This window comes from Bacillus sp. FSL R7-0646 (assembly GCF_037969865.1).
Lineage (GTDB): Bacteria > Bacillota > Bacilli > Bacillales > Bacillaceae > Bacillus > Bacillus licheniformis.
In genome coordinates, this window is record NZ_CP150217.1 from 4,152,508 (window position 1) to 4,167,935 (window position 15,428).

General features: G+C 43.5%; 16 protein-coding genes and 4 tRNA genes. 2 read left to right on the forward strand and 18 right to left on the reverse strand.

Annotated elements, in window-relative coordinates; all coding sequences use genetic code 11:
* Positions 1–82: 82 nt before the first annotated feature.
* Positions 83–241, forward strand: coding sequence for a hypothetical protein (locus MKY62_RS21390; protein ID WP_009330014.1), 159 nt, complete (start codon positions 83–85; stop codon positions 239–241).
* Positions 242–968: 727 nt separating this feature from the next.
* Here MKY62_RS21390 and rlmH read toward each other — a convergent pair.
* The 18 genes from rlmH to MKY62_RS21480 form a co-directional block, all read right to left on the reverse strand.
* Positions 969–1,448, reverse strand: coding sequence for a 23S rRNA (pseudouridine(1915)-N(3))-methyltransferase RlmH (gene rlmH / locus MKY62_RS21395; RefSeq protein ID WP_003177946.1), 480 nt, complete (start codon positions 1,446–1,448; stop codon positions 969–971).
* Between the two features lie 80 nt (positions 1,449–1,528).
* On the reverse strand, positions 1,529–1,687 hold the full coding sequence (locus MKY62_RS21400; RefSeq protein WP_003177948.1) for a CxxH/CxxC protein: 159 nt from the start codon (positions 1,685–1,687) through the stop codon (positions 1,529–1,531).
* Positions 1,688–1,885: 198 nt separating this feature from the next.
* Complete coding sequence (locus MKY62_RS21405; RefSeq protein WP_009330015.1) at positions 1,886–2,368, reverse strand: DUF4234 domain-containing protein; 483 nt, start codon at positions 2,366–2,368, stop codon at positions 1,886–1,888.
* Between the two features lie 430 nt (positions 2,369–2,798).
* A complete protein-coding gene (locus tag MKY62_RS21410) occupies positions 2,799–3,317 on the reverse strand; it encodes a GNAT family N-acetyltransferase (RefSeq protein WP_011201784.1) in 519 nt (172 codons plus the stop codon).
* 30 nt (positions 3,318–3,347) lie between these two features.
* Positions 3,348–3,818 carry a membrane protein gene (locus MKY62_RS21415; RefSeq protein ID WP_003177954.1) on the reverse strand — a complete coding sequence of 157 codons (471 nt, stop codon included), beginning with the start codon at positions 3,816–3,818 and terminating at the stop codon, positions 3,348–3,350.
* 255 nt (positions 3,819–4,073) lie between these two features.
* Positions 4,074–4,919, reverse strand: a complete 846-nt coding sequence (locus MKY62_RS21420) for an S-adenosyl-l-methionine hydroxide adenosyltransferase family protein (protein WP_016886319.1) — start codon at positions 4,917–4,919, stop codon at positions 4,074–4,076.
* A gap of 296 nt (positions 4,920–5,215) precedes the next feature.
* On the reverse strand, positions 5,216–6,427 hold the full coding sequence (locus MKY62_RS21425; protein WP_003177958.1) for a trypsin-like peptidase domain-containing protein: 1,212 nt from the start codon (positions 6,425–6,427) through the stop codon (positions 5,216–5,218).
* An 82-nt stretch (positions 6,428–6,509) separates the two neighbouring features.
* On the reverse strand, positions 6,510–7,304 hold the full coding sequence (locus MKY62_RS21430; RefSeq protein ID WP_003177960.1) for an MBL fold metallo-hydrolase: 795 nt from the start codon (positions 7,302–7,304) through the stop codon (positions 6,510–6,512).
* Between the two features lie 14 nt (positions 7,305–7,318).
* The gene (yycI, locus tag MKY62_RS21435; RefSeq protein ID WP_011198494.1) at positions 7,319–8,167 is read right to left on the reverse strand and encodes a two-component system regulatory protein YycI; all 849 of its coding nucleotides are present in this window, start codon (positions 8,165–8,167) and stop codon (positions 7,319–7,321) included.
* The gene (gene yycH, locus MKY62_RS21440; RefSeq protein WP_003177963.1) at positions 8,154–9,518 is read right to left on the reverse strand and encodes a two-component system activity regulator YycH; all 1,365 of its coding nucleotides are present in this window, start codon (positions 9,516–9,518) and stop codon (positions 8,154–8,156) included. The genes yycI and yycH overlap by 14 nt, the downstream gene beginning before the upstream one ends.
* On the reverse strand, positions 9,508–11,352 hold the full coding sequence (gene walK, locus MKY62_RS21445) for a cell wall metabolism sensor histidine kinase WalK (protein ID WP_009330019.1): 1,845 nt from the start codon (positions 11,350–11,352) through the stop codon (positions 9,508–9,510). The genes yycH and walK overlap by 11 nt, the downstream gene beginning before the upstream one ends.
* A 7-nt stretch (positions 11,353–11,359) precedes the next feature.
* Positions 11,360–12,067, reverse strand: a complete 708-nt coding sequence (gene walR, locus MKY62_RS21450) for a cell wall metabolism DNA-binding response regulator WalR (protein WP_003177967.1) — start codon at positions 12,065–12,067, stop codon at positions 11,360–11,362.
* 418 nt (positions 12,068–12,485) lie between these two features.
* Positions 12,486–12,558, reverse strand: a tRNA-Phe gene (locus tag MKY62_RS21455).
* 26 nt (positions 12,559–12,584) lie between these two features.
* Positions 12,585–12,661: transfer RNA gene (locus MKY62_RS21460), tRNA-Asp, on the reverse strand.
* 88 nt (positions 12,662–12,749) lie between these two features.
* Positions 12,750–12,821: transfer RNA gene (locus MKY62_RS21465), tRNA-Glu, on the reverse strand.
* A gap of 7 nt (positions 12,822–12,828) precedes the next feature.
* Positions 12,829–12,904 (reverse strand) — tRNA-Lys (locus tag MKY62_RS21470).
* Between the two features lie 215 nt (positions 12,905–13,119).
* Complete coding sequence (locus MKY62_RS21475) at positions 13,120–13,530, reverse strand: NUDIX hydrolase (RefSeq protein ID WP_011198495.1); 411 nt, start codon at positions 13,528–13,530, stop codon at positions 13,120–13,122.
* 63 nt (positions 13,531–13,593) lie between these two features.
* Complete coding sequence (locus MKY62_RS21480; protein WP_003177974.1) at positions 13,594–14,886, reverse strand: adenylosuccinate synthase; 1,293 nt, start codon at positions 14,884–14,886, stop codon at positions 13,594–13,596.
* A gap of 264 nt (positions 14,887–15,150) precedes the next feature.
* On the opposite strand from MKY62_RS21480, the gene MKY62_RS21485 reads away from it, so the two are divergent.
* On the forward strand, positions 15,151–15,417 hold the full coding sequence (locus tag MKY62_RS21485) for a holin (protein ID WP_011198496.1): 267 nt from the start codon (positions 15,151–15,153) through the stop codon (positions 15,415–15,417).
* Positions 15,418–15,428 lie beyond the last annotated feature (11 nt).

Below are 15,428 nucleotides of genomic sequence, written 5' to 3' on the forward strand. Positions count from 1 at the left end.
AAATTGTTCACGCAAAACAGATAAATCGTTATGTAAGCAGATAAAATGGTAATCTCAGCGTTTCGAAAAAGAGGTCAAGCAGATGGTGGAAGAAGTCAAAGAAGCGGATGTCAAAGATGAAGGACTGCTCTCTCTTTTCCCGAAGACGATCCGCCGCAAAATTCAATATCGTAGAAATCGGCTTGCAAAAGCCAACGCGGCATTACAAGAACTGGAAGAACGCACACCTGAAGAAAAATAGCCAACGCTACAAAGATCAAATCAATTTTACTGATGATTAGCGTCCCATATCCTGTCTCAAAAAGCCTATAATTCACAAGTCGGTGTTGAAGGCATATGATTTGGCCTAGAAAAGAATAACAGCAGAAGCTTCCGGATGATTTGGGACAGTGTCCTGGATAATATAGAGACAAAACAGGTGAAACGCCAAACAACTACTGCGGATGCCAAACACTATAGTCCTGAAAACATCCTGCCAAAGAAACAAATCAAACAAGATACCTAAATGAGAGCAAATAAACGAAGAATCCATATGACAAAAGCAGTTTTTATTTGGGTCCGGGGACCCTAACACCAACTCTCTTTAACTCAAATTAACTAATTTTATAATAATTGTAAAACAAAACTGATTCAAGAGGTTTCCTGATTTTTTAAAAATTTTGGTCAAAATGTATTAGATTTGCTAATGTATAAAACTCTTAGAGGGTATCAGAATGGATATTTAGATTATTTTCCCTTTTTGTTATATAAAAATGAAAACTTAAATTCCCATCTTCCTTTAAATGCTTAACCGATTCAGAAAATTGTAGACTGTTTTAATGTATTCTTAATGTAGCAAATTGTTGGGGATTTTCTATTTGCATTTGAGAGGTGTAAAAAAAGACAAGCCTAATTGCTTGTCTCCTGAGTAATTGTGTGTTTCTCCTATTCTTAAGGTAATATGGATAAGTTCAAATTAAAATTTTCCATCATTTATGATAAGGCTCCCCTCGATTAATCCTAAAAGCCCGATAAACCTGCTCGAGCAAAATCAGCCTCATCAGCTGATGCGGAAATGTCATCCGTGAAAACGACAGCTTCTCATCTGCGCGCTTCAGGACGGCGTCGCTTAAGCCGAGCGAGCCGCCGATGACGAAGGTTACCTTGCTCTTTCCATATGTGGCGAGTCTATCCATATTATCGGCTAATTCTTCCGAACTTTTCATTTTTCCTTCGATCGCCAGGGCGATGACGTGGGCGTCTGGGCTGATTTTGGAGAGAATTCGTTCGCCTTCTTTGTCTTTGACGATTTTCATGTCCTGGTCGCTTAGGTTTTCCGGTGCTTTTTCGTCCGGAAGTTCGATGATGTCGACTTTTGCGTATGCCGAAAGCCGTTTTATGTATTCATCGATTCCTTGTTTTAAATATTTTTCTTTTAGTTTTCCGATTGCTACGATTGATATATTCACAGGTCATCCCCACTTTAAGAACAAGTTATTCAGATGCATTATCCACAATTGTGGATAAAGGTTGTGTATTTAGTGTCCGATCATTCGTTCCCCACTATATATACTGCAGGCTTATCACACAATTCACAGGTTGTGGATAAACTGTGTGTATGTTCGATTTTTCTGATTTCCGGGGCCAATTCTTCCTCATCCACATACATGTCAATGACCGTTTCAATATGCTCTTCGCAAGACTTCATAAAAGTCCCTCCAATATCTGTATCATTGGGCTCTTTTATAAAAAAGCTCCTTATTCAATATACCCTATTTATGCACATGTTAGTAGGTTTTAGCATGACTTCACGCGGTTATCCACAAGCTTTTATATTCCTCTGGATAACTCTGTTCTCTCCAAATAAAAAACACCAGCCAATCTCGCTGATGCTTTAATCTTGTTTTTATACTGCTTCTCTTTTTTCCTGAACAACTAAAGAATGCTGATTTGTAATATACTGCAAATATGAAACGTTAAGAATGAAAGTCCAAAACCCGTTAACCTGCTTTTCCGACAGCCCAATAAACGCTTTTCTAACCTTAAATGCACTATATAAATTTACCGTCCAAAAAAGGAGGAATGAGAGCTGCGGGAGAAAGCTGTGTCCGGGGCGCAGCGGGAGAAGCAAAATGCTGTTGCTGTATGGCAGCAGGTCTTCACTTTGAAATGTGATTGAATAAAAAGTCCAAAAAGGCTCCAAAATTGAAAAGACGCTTAACAGCAGCGTCACTTTAATGGCGACATACGGGAGCTTAATTTGGCATCGTTCTAAATTCTTTCTTCTTGAGAGAAACCAATACGGGATGTATATGCCGGACGTTATGATCGTTAATAACACCGCATATAAGGGTTTTATTTTCGGAAATTCCTCTAATTCCTTACTCATGCTGAAACACTCTTCTTTCCTTAAAACTGTTCTTCCAGGTCTTTTTATCCTTGTCATCTATACTTTTCCACTTTCCATATCAAAATGTACTATATTGAATCCAATAAATCAAAATCCATTGAAGTGTTAAATTGGGATTTTCTTAGGTATATGGATTCTTTTTTTTGACTAGAATAAAAAAACTATATCCTTTTGCCCGTTCCTTATTTCGTGTTCATCTGCAGAAATTCGACAATCAATAGGACATTATTCGTCATATTTTTACCTTTGTAATATGCAATCTGTCATTACGCAACATAAAGGGGTTCTATCGAATCATTTTGTCTTTTTTTCGTTATTTTTCGTATCTCTCAACTAGGAATAATGACACGCTATGTTCCATGTGGAACATTGGATATGAAAAAAGATCAAAGCTTTCACAGCTTTGATCTTACAGTCTCTTGCTCATATGCAAATCTGTCGTCTCGAAATTCATTTTTTCATATAGTCGCTTCGCTTTTTTATTATGGGCGAATACATGCAGGGACAGCTTTTTGACTCCTAATTGCTTTGCCTCCTCTTCTAAGACGGCTAAAGCCTGCTGGCCGATTCCCTGGCCGCGGTACGCTTCATAAAGCCCGAAATCGTAAATAAACGCTTCCTTTTGAGGGTGGTGCGGATCAGCGTAGATCCAAACCCAGCCTGCGGCGTTCCCGCTGTCGTTCATGATTGACCATAGATAATGGTTGATCGTTTCAATGCCGTTTGGCAAAAGGGCCGCAAACTGCTCTTCTGCTTTCTCCATCGCTTCCGCCACTGTCCATGTGCCCGCTTTTACTTTCTCCATGGCGTAATGCTGGATGGAATAGGTCTGGTATATCTTAAAGTCCTCTTCCGTCATTGGCGTCAAACGGATTTCCGGCTTTTTTCTCGGTTTGTTCAAGTCAATTTTAATTTTCGATTTCAACATCAAATTGTACTTCACTTCCTTGTTTATAGATCATGATGCTTTGCTCAGCCATTCGCTTTTCGGCTCGGAAAGTTTATTGATTCTGTGCTGAATGTAAATGATATTCAAAAGGAAGGCAAAAATCGATCCATTCGCAGGTTCTTTGCCTGAAAGCTTGTTTAATGAAGCAGTCACCACCAGTGCGCAGTATATCAAAACACCTGCGGACAGAATCAAAATCACGCGGTCGAGCAGCATATAAAGGCTGTAATGCATGTCAGGAAAAGCGATTTTTGCTGATATTCTAATTGGAATAGAAAATAAATGATAAAATATGATAGCTTTTAACGTGGTGTAGGGAATATCATGATAAGGCAGCAAATCGAAGCTTTTTTTCCTGGATAGAAACCAGTATGGTATGTAAACCCCCAGTGTGATCAGACATAGCACAAAAACGGACAAGATACTTCTGCTCTTTACATTAGACAGCGTTTTCAACGCAGCCTGCACATTGTCGTTCATATCATTCCTCCGGACACTCGTTTTCCAAACAAATGAATTGAATGAATTTTTTCATAGCAGCGGCACACCCCCTCAATATATTCTTTTCTCTTGTTTTAGACAATATGACTTAGGTACCAATGTGACAAAAGAACCATTTTTGAAGAGGTTGCTGTCTTCACGATTAGCTGAAAAATGTGTGACAACCGTTTTTATGTCATAAGAATGACACAAAAGCAAGAGCCTGACTGGAAAATCAGGCTCTTTTGTCTAACGCTATATACTTTTTCGAAGAGAAATCCGCCAGTTGATGCCTGTGCCAATATGGTATGTTTTAGCAAATGATCCTTGGTTGAGGGCAATGCCCAAGCGGTCTAATGAATTGATATAAACAACCGGCTTGCCTACAGGCATATCGGCAAACGACCGGCCAAATGCCAACGTTTGCTGATAGACTTTTGTGTCTTCATGCTTGATGACGACTTCTACTGGATCTCCGTATTGAACATCAAGTGACTTGAAGAGCGTCCGGCTGATATTCGTCCAAAGGTTTCCAAACCGGACATCTAAAATATCGATCGTTCCGGTTATCCAATCATTTTCGATGTACGCTTCCATGACCGGCAGTTTGACGATGGAATCTATAGAAACTTCCGGACCGATCCTGTCGAAGCTGAGAGCGCCGGCTGCCAGTATTGCCCCGGTGTAGGCGTAAATGTCGCGTCCATGGAATGTATGTGATTCGCCTGATTTTGGAAGCCTGTTTTGCGCTTCATCAAGATAGCGCGCCTCGGCAATTCCATTTTGCCGGCTGATGTGGGTGAGTGTTCCGTTGTCTGGTGTGATGATATATTGATTGGAAGAGGTTCTGACTGCGACGCTGCGGCGTTCTGAGCCGACCCCTGGATCGACGACCGACACGAAGACAGTGCCTTCAGGCCAATAAGAAACGGACTGCAGCAGCCGATAGGAAGCTTCCCAAATGTGAAAAACGGGAATGTTGTGCGTCAAATCAAAAATCCGAATTGAACTGTCAACCGAATAAGCCACACCGTACATCGCATTTACCGCCCCGTCATCAAGGCCAAAATCAGATTGTAATACAAGTGCATGCTGACTCATCCTATCTCCCTTTCCGCCCTGATCTTTAAATCCTGCATTAAATCGGCCATTTGTCAGAATATTAAAGTCATCATATCGTACGCAAAATTGAAACGCAATATGATGCTTTGTCCATTTTTTACAAACTATAATTTTTGCAGGGCAAAAACTTGGAATTCACACCCAAAAATTCGATTATTCACTCAGAAAAAATCTCATTTCACTCTCCAAAAATCACATTTTTTCCTTTTGACGATCATTCGTTGGGCGCTTCATAATAAAAAAACAGCCCGGCCGTACCGGCCAGACTGTCTTTATCAGCTTCCTAATTGGGATCGGGTCAGCTTTACTTCTGTTGTCTTTTCTTTTCCGCCCCGCAGGTATTTGATTTTTACCTTGTCGCCGACGTTTTTGGTGTAAAGCTTTTTACGCAGATCAACGATATCGTAAACACGGTCACCGTTAAATTCGACGATGACATCGAGCTCTTTCAGACCGGCTCTGCCTGCAGGAGATACCGGCTGAACACCCATCACAACTACGCCTGATGTTACGTTTTTCGGCAGTTTAAGCGTTTCCTGCCAGTGATAGCTTGCGATATCGCCAAGTGATTTCATCTCAATTCCGAGATACGGCCGTCTCACTTCACCGTACGTTTCCAAATCTTCGATAACCGGAATGGCAAGGTTGGCCGGAATGCTCAGACCGATGCCTTCGACGGCTGATTCAGCGATTTTCATCGAATTAATGCCGATGACTTTTCCATCAATATTAAACAGCCCGCCTCCGCTGTTACCCGGGTTAATGGCAGCATCCGTCTGCAGTACTTCGGCGTTCCAGTCCGGCTGTCCGTCTCCGTTGGAATCGACCGGAACAGCGCGTTCGGTTCCTGAGATGATTCCTTGTGTAACAGATCCTGAAAACTGCAGGCCGAGCGGGTTTCCAATCGCGATGACAGGCTCGCCTGTCTTCACTTTATCAGAATCTCCAAATTCGGCAGCTGCTTTTATTTTGTTGCTGTTGACTTGCAGGACGGCCAGATCCATCAGCTTATCGCTGCCGATCAGTTTTGCCGGAATCCGTGTTCCGTCATTCAGGCTGATTTCTATTTGGGACGCCCCTTCAATGACATGGTGGTTTGTCACAATGTGGGATGTGTTGCCGTCCTTTTTATAAATAACGCCCGAGCCTGTTCCCGCTTCGCTGTCACCATCCCATACACCTGTCTTTTGGATGTTGATAACGCCGACAACAGAATCAGAAACCTTAGAGACCACTTGCGTGACTTCATTATTCACGTTGACGGATACATTGCGGACCGTCCCGCCCTGCTGTGCTCCTTGGCCGCCGCGCGCTTCGATGACTTGCAGATTATACGGCAGCCATCCCTGCTGCGAGAGATACGGCAAGGCAAACACTGTTAAAAGAGCGCCGATGACGGCGCCGACCAGGCTTGAAAACAAAAAGCTTCTCCAACTTCTCACCGGCTTTTCCCGAACGAATTTTTCCTCATCATGATTAAACTCCACTATATTCAAATCCTTTCAAGGAACGATATATGTATATAGTGTGGATCATCTGCCTGCAGATTAATCATTCAATCAGGAAAATTTACACCGCTACGAGAGGCGTCGGTTTCTTAGGATCGGTATCATATAAGTCAAACGTTTCTCCTGCCGCAAATCCTTTGGCAGCCAGCGTTTGCTGCACAGACATTCTCGCCAGCTCTTTCATGTTGTTGTCCTGGCTTAAATGAGCCAAATAAATTCTCGATGTCTCATCGCCGATTACATCGGTCATTGCGAGTGCCGCGTCCTCATTGGATACGTGTCCGACGTCGCTTAGAATCCGGCGCTTGATGTTCCACGGATAGCGGCCCATTTGCAGCATGCCGACATCATGATTGCTTTCAAAAACAAAAGCGTTTGCCGAGCGGATGATGCCTTTCATTCTGTCGCTGACATAGCCCGTATCCGTAATCAAAGCGAGCTTTCGGCCATTGTAATGAAAAACGTAAAACATCGGCTCTGCGGCATCATGGGATACCCCGAACGATTCGACATCAAGGGAGCCGAATGACTTGACGGTTTCCATTGGAAAAACGAACTTTTGGCCGTTATCCATTTTGCCGATATGCCCTTCCATCGCCTTCCACGTTTTTTCATTGGCGTAAACGGGCAGCTCATATTTTCTTGCCAGCACGCCAAGCCCTTTTATATGGTCACTGTGCTCATGTGTAACAAAGATGCCGTCGAGCTGATCAAGCTTTCGATCAATTTGCGCCATCAGCCCTTCCATCGCCTTCCCGCTAAGTCCTGCGTCAACTAAAAAAGCGTGGTCATCGGTTTCCAAATATAAAGCATTACCGGTACTCCCGCTCGCAAGTACGCTAAATTGCAGGCTCATGGTTTCTCACTCCATTATGATTTTTCCTTTTTCTCTTGTGATTGAAGAAGCGCTCCGTCCCGTGCATCCACGATAAATTCTTCGTGAATGGTTTTATCGTCCGTTTTGCGCTCCACTTCGATCCGCCAAACGGGCACGAAAATTTGAGCGCTTGCCAGCGGATACTGCGTGAAATAGCCAAGCTCGGCTGATTTAATTTTGCTGTACTTCTTCAAATAATCCGGGTAGTATAAAGCTTCAACCGCGCCGACTGCAGAGATCAGATTTTCCGTTTTGACTTCTTTAATATCCTGCAGCATTGACTGCTTATAAGACACGACTTCGTTTTTATTATTCAGGTACAGAACGACTTCGCCCATCTCGTTGTTATCATCATTTTGCCGGTCCTGAAAAATGTAATTCCCATTATAGGTTTGGAAGAAAACGATCTGTTTTCCGGACTTATCGACCTTCCAAAGCTTGTACTTATTGCCGTCGATAATCTCTTCATTCACGATTTCCCTTGCTTTTGTCTTCATATCCGTTTTCGGAAGCGCAATGGGTGTTTCAAACTCCATTTCTATTTCTGTCAAAGCGTTCTCTTTTGCGGTATTCATTAACGCCTTCGGCTTTTGCCCTTTTAACGATTTAATCTCGCTTTGCTTAAAGACTCGCTTTTGTGCAGAGATTGAGGAGCCTTTTGACGTCTCTTTAGACAAATTGCCGTATGAAATATGGTCTGCTTTCATATCCTCCTGCAGCGTTGATTTTTCTAAAATCGGAAACTGATTGTTGCTGCGCTTATTAAAGTATTGAAAGGCCAAAAAGATATCAAGGATGAGGAAGACGATAATGAAGATTGTTTTTGTTCTATTCCACTCCATTTTCTATGCCCTCCTTCACCGCTGAATCCTTCTTTGATACCGGCTTTACCGTACCGTTTATTTTAATGCACCATGTCGGCACAAGTTTGACAAGAGGGTCTTGTTCCTCTGATACTGAGACCATTTCATAGGCGGGGAAAATTTGCTCAATCTTATCAAAGTCATACTCTTCATTGTCTTGCAGGAACTGAATCAATTCTTCTCCGCTCATGATTTCTTTATCCTTTTTGCTGACCGGATTTGCGTTTGCGCCCAAGACATATGTCGGGTGTTTATAGTCCAATATGTCGTTGTTTGCCCAGCGAAGTTCAATCGATGTCGTTCCGAAAGGCTGGTTTTGGCTGTTAACGACCGGCAGCTGATCCATAAACAGATTAAAGTTGATCTGCTGATTTTCATTCAAACCGAAAAATTGATAATCATCCGTCCAGCTTCCCGTGTCGTTTAAATATTTGAAGCTTTTATTGATCAGCTCTCCATTTTGATAAGAAGTACTCGGTTCCAGGTTGCGGTGCTGGAACTTAATCTGTCTGTTGTTCGAGTAGATCTCCAAAAGGCTTGTTCCATCCGTATATACCGGTCTGTTTAAGTTGGTTTCCTGCCGCACGGTTTGCGGATCATCAAATAAAGCTTTTTTAAAACGCGTCGGGCTGATCGTTTCTGTAAAATACTCTTTTTCAGACAGCTTCAGCCGATTAACCGGAAGCAAGACATCTCTGCGCGAATTGATTGCAAAATCCTCATAAAGAGGCATCTGCGACTTTTCTTTTTCAATGTCTGAAAGGATGTTGCGGTAATTTGCCGATTCAATCACCGCTTCAACAACCGTCTCTTTGCTGAAGGATACAAAATAGATCTTCTTCATGCCCCGTCCTTCATTGAAAGGAAGAACGATTCTGTCAAAAGAGTTGTATTCATAAGAATTGGCGGACCATTTGAAAAGCGGCTGCAGCACATCGATCGGAATGTTGTCGCTGAAGACGAGATCCAATTTGGAGTCTTTATTTTTAGCGTATAGCCAGTTTTTGAACTGCTGCCTGTCAAATTTGTCCGAGATATCCTTTAACGATTTGACTTCCCATCGTCCCATGTCATCCCAGAGCTGAGAATAGAGCGTCGTGTCATTCAGCAAATAATGCTGTCCATTCTCATGAATGAACATTTGCTGCGGTTTGACGGCTTCATTTAACAACTTTGTCTGGTTTGTAATCGGCTGTTTGTCGCTGACCTGAGCCTGTGAGTCTTCAACTTTTTCGTAATTCCCCTGAAATCCCCAAATATTAAAAGTAAAAAGAAGACTGATCAAAACCAAAAGGGACAGTATTATCGTTTTAATTGTTTCACGCTTCATCCCAATCATCCTCTTGTTCTTCTTTATACGGCAGGGTAAATGTGATCGTTGTTCCTTTTCCTTCGATGCTGTCGGCCCAGATGTCGCCGCTATGGGCTTGTACCATTTCTTTTGCGATCGCAAGACCGAGTCCCGTACCGCCGAGTCTTCTTGTTCTGGCTTTATCTACACGGTAGAACCGCTCGAAGATCTTCTCCACGTCTTTTCTCGGAATGCCGACACCTTCGTCTTTGACACTGACATAAAGAAGCTCTTCTTCTTCATTTACATCAACAGAGAACGTGATATGGCCTCCTTCAGGGGAATATTTCAATGCATTTGAAATGATATTATCCAGCACTTGCGTAATCTTGTCCGGATCGATTTCAACATACAATTCTCTATCCGGCAGATTGCTGATAAACTCAACATGCTGCTCTTTCGTCATTTCAAAGCGTTCAATAATCAATGAGAAGAAACGGATAAAATGAATCCATTCTTTATTGAATTGATAATCTTTGCTATCAAACTTTGAAAGCTGCAGCAGGTCGTTGACAAGCCTGATCATGCGCTCTGTTTCATTCTGTGTCACATTCAAGAAGCGCGGCGCAATGTTTGGATCCTGCCATGCCCCTTCCGCAAGCGCTTCTAGGTAGCTTCGCATCGTTGTGAGCGGCGTTCTGAGCTCGTGGGAGACATTTGCAACAAACTCTCTCCGCTCTTGATCGATCTGCTCTTGTTCTGTGACATCGTAAATGACCGCAATCAATCCGTCGATCTTTCCGTGTTCTTTTTGGATGACCGAGAAATTGACGCGGAGCACAGACGTCCGTTCTTCCTGTTCAATTTCAAGAAGCAGGGAATCCTGCTGTTCAACCAAATCTTCAAACGTGTATTCGTCTTCAAGGCCGAGCAGCGAAGTGATCGGCATTTCAAGAGCCGTTTCACGTGAAACATTTAGAAGCTCCAGCGCCGGCGTATTAAGCAAAATAATCGCGCCATTTCGGTTAGTCGCGATAACTCCGTCTGTCATATACGCAATAACAGAAGATAGTTTTTTTCGTTCGCCTTCTGTCATGGACTGAGCTTCTTTCAGCTCTCTTGTTAAATAATTAAACGTTGTGGCCAGCTGGCCGATTTCGTCGTTTCCGTACTTCCTGACTTTTCTTGAGAAATTTCCTTTCGCCAGTTCAATGGCCTGTTTTCTCATATCTGACAGCGGATGTGTAATCGTTCGCGCGACAAAAATCCCGAGAAAAGCAGTGATTCCAAGCGCAATAAAAGTTCCAGACGCTAAAATGGTGTTGATCGTCCGGATTTGATTGTAGACATTATCCATCGATGCCACGACGTAAATGGCCCCGATTGTCTCTTGATTCGATTTTTTAATCGGTGTGACCGAAATCCGCACTTTGCTGTCCCGCTCCGGGTCGAAAAATTTATTTTCGTATGGAATGCCGACAAGCAGCGTCCTTTTGATAATGCCCTCTGTTGTCTTTTTCCCCGCCACCTCCCGGTTATAAGGATTGGAGGTCGCGATGACTTCATAGCTTTTATCAATCAGACTGACTTCGAGAATTTCGCCTTCTTTGCTGAAATCATTTAGAATCCGCTCTGCATCTTCCTTCAAGGTAGACGAGGAAGATGTGCTTCTATCCTTCGTCATTTCCTGTTCCAGATAATACGATAGGTTGTTCACCCGCTGATCAAGAGAGTCATTATATGATTTAAGAAGTGACTTCTCCATCTCATTGACAAAGTAGACGCCGATAATCTGCATGGCGACGATAATCAGCAGAACGTATATTAAGGTAAACTTAAAATGAATCGAGCGAAAAAAACTTACTTTATTCATTTGTGTATTAGTCCTGTTCCGGATTTCTCAAATAGTAGCCGACACCGCGCCTTGTAACGATCCAGCTTGGGTGACTCGGATTATCCTCGATTTTTTCGCGAAGGCGTCTAACCGTAACGTCAACTGTCCGGACATCCCCAAAGTAGTCGTATCCCCACACGGTTTGCAGAAGATGTTCACGCGTCATGACTTGCCCGATATGTTTTGCAAGGTAATGCAGCAGTTCGAATTCCCGATGTGTCAGCTCGATTGTCTCGTCGCGTTTTGAAACGACATAGGCATCCGGAAAAATGACGAGCGATCCGATTTGAATTTCGTTTGAAGACGATTCTTCTTCGGCAGGAGCCGCTGTGTTCTGTCTTCTCAGGTTCGCTTTGACACGCGCCAGCAGTTCGCGGGTGCTGAACGGTTTTGTCACATAATCGTCAGCGCCCAGTTCAAGGCCGATGACTTTATCGATTTCCGAATCCTTTGCTGTCAGCATAATGATGGGCATATCATATTTTTTGCGGACTTCACGGCACACTTCCACACCGTCTTTATTCGGAAGCATGATGTCGAGCAGAATCATATCAGGGTTGAGATCCTCAACCATCTGAAGCGCTTCATTGCCGTCGTATGCGCAATGGACTTCATAGCCCTCTTTTTTCAGATTAAACTCTAAAATATCAGCAATCGGCTTTTCATCATCTACAACTAGTATCTTTTTTTCCATTATTCATTCCTCCTGGTTCAGAGTTTGGATACAGCCAGCGGATGGCTGTCTATGTTTTATATCAAAGTACACTGCATGTCATCATTAAAAAAACACTTTCTAGAAATCGAAATAGATTTCTTATACATTATAACGTTTATGAAGCAAAAGTTAAAAAAATAGTTCAAAGGAAAACGTTTGGAAATTAAATCCACGCTTTATTTTTCCGCTTTTATCACAACAATTAAATTTTTGTGACTTTTTTTACTGAAAAATGAAACATTTTATGCTTCAAAGCCGTCTATATAGTAACGTCTTCTTCTTCGGCCGGGTTACCGGCCTCCCTTTTTTTCTCCTTTTCATTCCTTCAGCATTTTTATTTCATTGATTTCAGCTAAAAGAAAACGCATCTGCTTAAAAACAGACGCGCTTTTTAGAGTGGCTCGGGACGGAATCGAACCGCCGACACACGGATTTTCAGTCCGTTGCTCTACCAACTGAGCTACCGAGCCGGGTATGTATGTAACTTTTTATAAAATGGCGGTCCGGACGGGACTCGAACCCGCGACCTCCTGCGTGACAGGCAGGCATTCTAACCAACTGAACTACCGGACCTTGCATGATTACAGTACCTGCTGCGGAGAAGAATCGTGGTCTCCTCCGGAGCAAGCGGGGATTTAGCAATAACGCTAAAGTAAATCAATGACCCGTACGGGATTCGAACCCGTGTTACCGCCGTGAAAGGGCGGTGTCTTAACCACTTGACCAACGGGCCAGGGAAATGGTGAGCCATGAAGGACTCGAACCTTCGACCCTCTGATTAAAAGTCAGATGCTCTACCAACTGAGCTAATGGCTCAAGATTAAATGACACCCTTAAAATAACGACGTCCACATCTCAGGAAGCTTTTTCGGGATGTCTCTCGATGTGTACGCTGAAGCGAATTCTCCGAAGCGTATTCGGACGTGCTCTACCAACTGAGCTAATGGCTCGTCTCGTTGTTTTCGCAACAACGAGATTTATATTATCATAGAACGAACAGAAGTGGCAATATATTTTTTTATTTTTTTCTATTATTTTTTCCCTTCGTGATGATACTCCGCCCCTTCGCGGTTCAGCCAGTGCATGATTCCATTCGGATGGAATACAGACAACAGCCGGTCAGCTTCATGAAGCGGCACCCACTTGGCTTCAACAATGTTCTCGTCAAACGTGATGGCATCCGGACGGTCGGTGATCCGTGCTCTAAAGACGATGAAATATACATGCTCGCTGCTGATCACCGCTTCATTTACGGCTAAAATATCAAGAGGCTGAATTCCATAGCCAGTTTCTTCCTTCATTTCTCTCGCCGCAGCTTCCGTCAGCGATTCTCCAGCTTCCACCTTGCCGCCCGGCAATGTCCATGATTGATTTTTCTTGTTTTTCACCATCAGAATGTTGTTCTCTTCCGCGAATGAATATACAACATCGACACGTTCCATCCGTTTGCCCTCCTTGTCATTGAAAAACAAAGCCCCTGCGGACTGCAGAGGCTCTTCTAGAATTTAGTTCGGACGATAAACGCTTCTCACCACATTTGTTTGAGAGCGGTCAGGACCGACTGAGAAAATGGAAAGCGGAATGCCTGTCAGCTGAGAAACTCGCTCAAGGTAATGGCGGGCATTTTCAGGCAGGTCGCTCAAGCTTTTCGCGCCCGTGATATCTTCGGTCCAACCCGGCATTTCTTCATAGACAGGCTCACATTCAGCGAGCGCTTTTAAGCTTGCCGGGAACTCTTCCAGGATCTCGCCGCGGTATTTGTAAGCGACACAGATTTTCAATGTTTCAATACCGGTCAATACGTCAATTGAATTTAATGAAAGGTCGGTAATTCCGCTGACGCGGCGGGCATGGCGGACAACCACGCTGTCAAACCAGCCGACGCGGCGCGGCCGACCTGTAGTTGTTCCGTATTCGCGGCCGACCTCACGGATTTGGTCTCCGATCTCATTGTTCAGCTCTGTTGGGAACGGACCGTCTCCGACACGCGTTGTGTAAGCTTTCGACACACCAACGACGTGCTGGATTTTTGTCGGTCCTACACCTGAGCCGATCGTCACGCCGCCGGCGACAGGGTTTGAAGACGTGACAAACGGATATGTCCCTTGGTCGATATCAAGCATAACTCCTTGCGCCCCTTCGAATAAGACGCGGCGGCCGTCATCAAGTGCGTCGTTTAAGACGACGGACGTATCGCAGACATATTGTTTGATCTGCTGGCCGTACTCATAGTATTCGTCTAAAATGTCTTCTATTTTAAATCCTTCCGCATCATACATTTTTTCTAGCAGACGGTTTTTTTCTTCCAAATTGCGGGCGAGCTTTTCTTCGAAAACGTCCCTGTCCAACAGATCGGCGATCCGGATTCCGACGCGAGCGGCTTTATCCATATAAGCCGGGCCGATTCCTTTTTTCGTCGTGCCGATTTTATTGGCCCCTTTCCGCTCTTCTTCGACCGCATCAAGCTTTAAGTGATACGGCAGAATGACATGGGCCCTGTTGGAGATTCTCAAGTTGTCCGTGCTGACGTTCCGCTCATGAAGATAAGCCAGCTCCGTTACCAATGCTTTCGGATCAACAACCATTCCGTTGCCGATCACACACGTTTTATCCTTATAAAAAATACCGGATGGAATCAAATGCAGTTTGTACGTTACCCCGTTGAATTTAATCGTATGTCCTGCGTTATTTCCGCCTTGGTACCGTGCGATTACCTCTGCATTTTCGGAAAGGAAATCGGTGATTTTGCCTTTTCCTTCGTCACCCCACTGCGTACCTACAACAACTACTGAAGACATATCCGTGCACCTCCGTTAACCTTTTCAAACGATATCAATATCAAACACATTCAGTTTATCAGTGTCATCCCGTAAAGTCAATTGTAAATCCGAACATTAATTTTAACGTTGAACATTTTTGTTCGTTATTATAAAGCGAATTTCATATATTTTCTTTTTAATAGACAGTCTGTAAGTCAAATCTTAAAAAAACCGTTTTTCTTGGACAAAGATACATAAAAAACCGACAACGCAAATATTCAATAAGTAAGGAGGGAGATGCCGATGGAGACGGTATTAATTTTTGCATCAGTTTTATCGCCGATCATTTTGGCTTTGGTCGAATTGGTGAAGAAGACGGTCAAAATGCCGAAAAATTTGATTCCGCTCGTTTCACTCTTGATAGGTTTGCTGATCGGTGCCGCAGCATATCCTTTTACAGACCTTGAACTGGTGCTCCGTTTATGGTCAGGAGGACTGGCCGGATTAACAGCGACGGGTTTATTTGAAATCGGTAAAAACCGCAATGCAAGAAAAAAGAAAAATCCCTGAGAACATGTCTC

Bases quoted from the DNA above. Each gene is read 5' to 3' on its own strand.
- walK (WP_009330019.1), bottom strand. From the start codon at position 11,352: ATGAATAAAGTAAGTTTTTTTCGCTCGATTCATTTTAAGTTTACCTTA.
- MKY62_RS21475 (WP_011198495.1), bottom strand. From the start codon at position 13,530: ATGGAACGTGTCGATGTTGTATATTCATTCGCGGAAGAGAACAACATT.
- walR (WP_003177967.1), bottom strand. From the start codon at position 12,067: ATGGAAAAAAAGATACTAGTTGTAGATGATGAAAAGCCGATTGCTGAT.
- MKY62_RS21405 (WP_009330015.1), bottom strand. From the start codon at position 2,368: ATGAGTAAGGAATTAGAGGAATTTCCGAAAATAAAACCCTTATATGCG.
- MKY62_RS21390 (WP_009330014.1), top strand. From the start codon at position 83: ATGGTGGAAGAAGTCAAAGAAGCGGATGTCAAAGATGAAGGACTGCTC.
- MKY62_RS21420 (WP_016886319.1), bottom strand. From the start codon at position 4,919: ATGAGTCAGCATGCACTTGTATTACAATCTGATTTTGGCCTTGATGAC.
- yycI (WP_011198494.1), bottom strand. From the start codon at position 8,167: ATGGAGTGGAATAGAACAAAAACAATCTTCATTATCGTCTTCCTCATC.
- MKY62_RS21430 (WP_003177960.1), bottom strand. From the start codon at position 7,304: ATGAGCCTGCAATTTAGCGTACTTGCGAGCGGGAGTACCGGTAATGCT.
- MKY62_RS21480 (WP_003177974.1), bottom strand. From the start codon at position 14,886: ATGTCTTCAGTAGTTGTTGTAGGTACGCAGTGGGGTGACGAAGGAAAA.
- MKY62_RS21410 (WP_011201784.1), bottom strand. From the start codon at position 3,317: ATGTTGAAATCGAAAATTAAAATTGACTTGAACAAACCGAGAAAAAAG.
- MKY62_RS21400 (WP_003177948.1), bottom strand. From the start codon at position 1,687: ATGAAGTCTTGCGAAGAGCATATTGAAACGGTCATTGACATGTATGTG.
- MKY62_RS21415 (WP_003177954.1), bottom strand. From the start codon at position 3,818: ATGAACGACAATGTGCAGGCTGCGTTGAAAACGCTGTCTAATGTAAAG.
- MKY62_RS21485 (WP_011198496.1), top strand. From the start codon at position 15,151: ATGGAGACGGTATTAATTTTTGCATCAGTTTTATCGCCGATCATTTTG.
- yycH (WP_003177963.1), bottom strand. From the start codon at position 9,518: ATGAAGCGTGAAACAATTAAAACGATAATACTGTCCCTTTTGGTTTTG.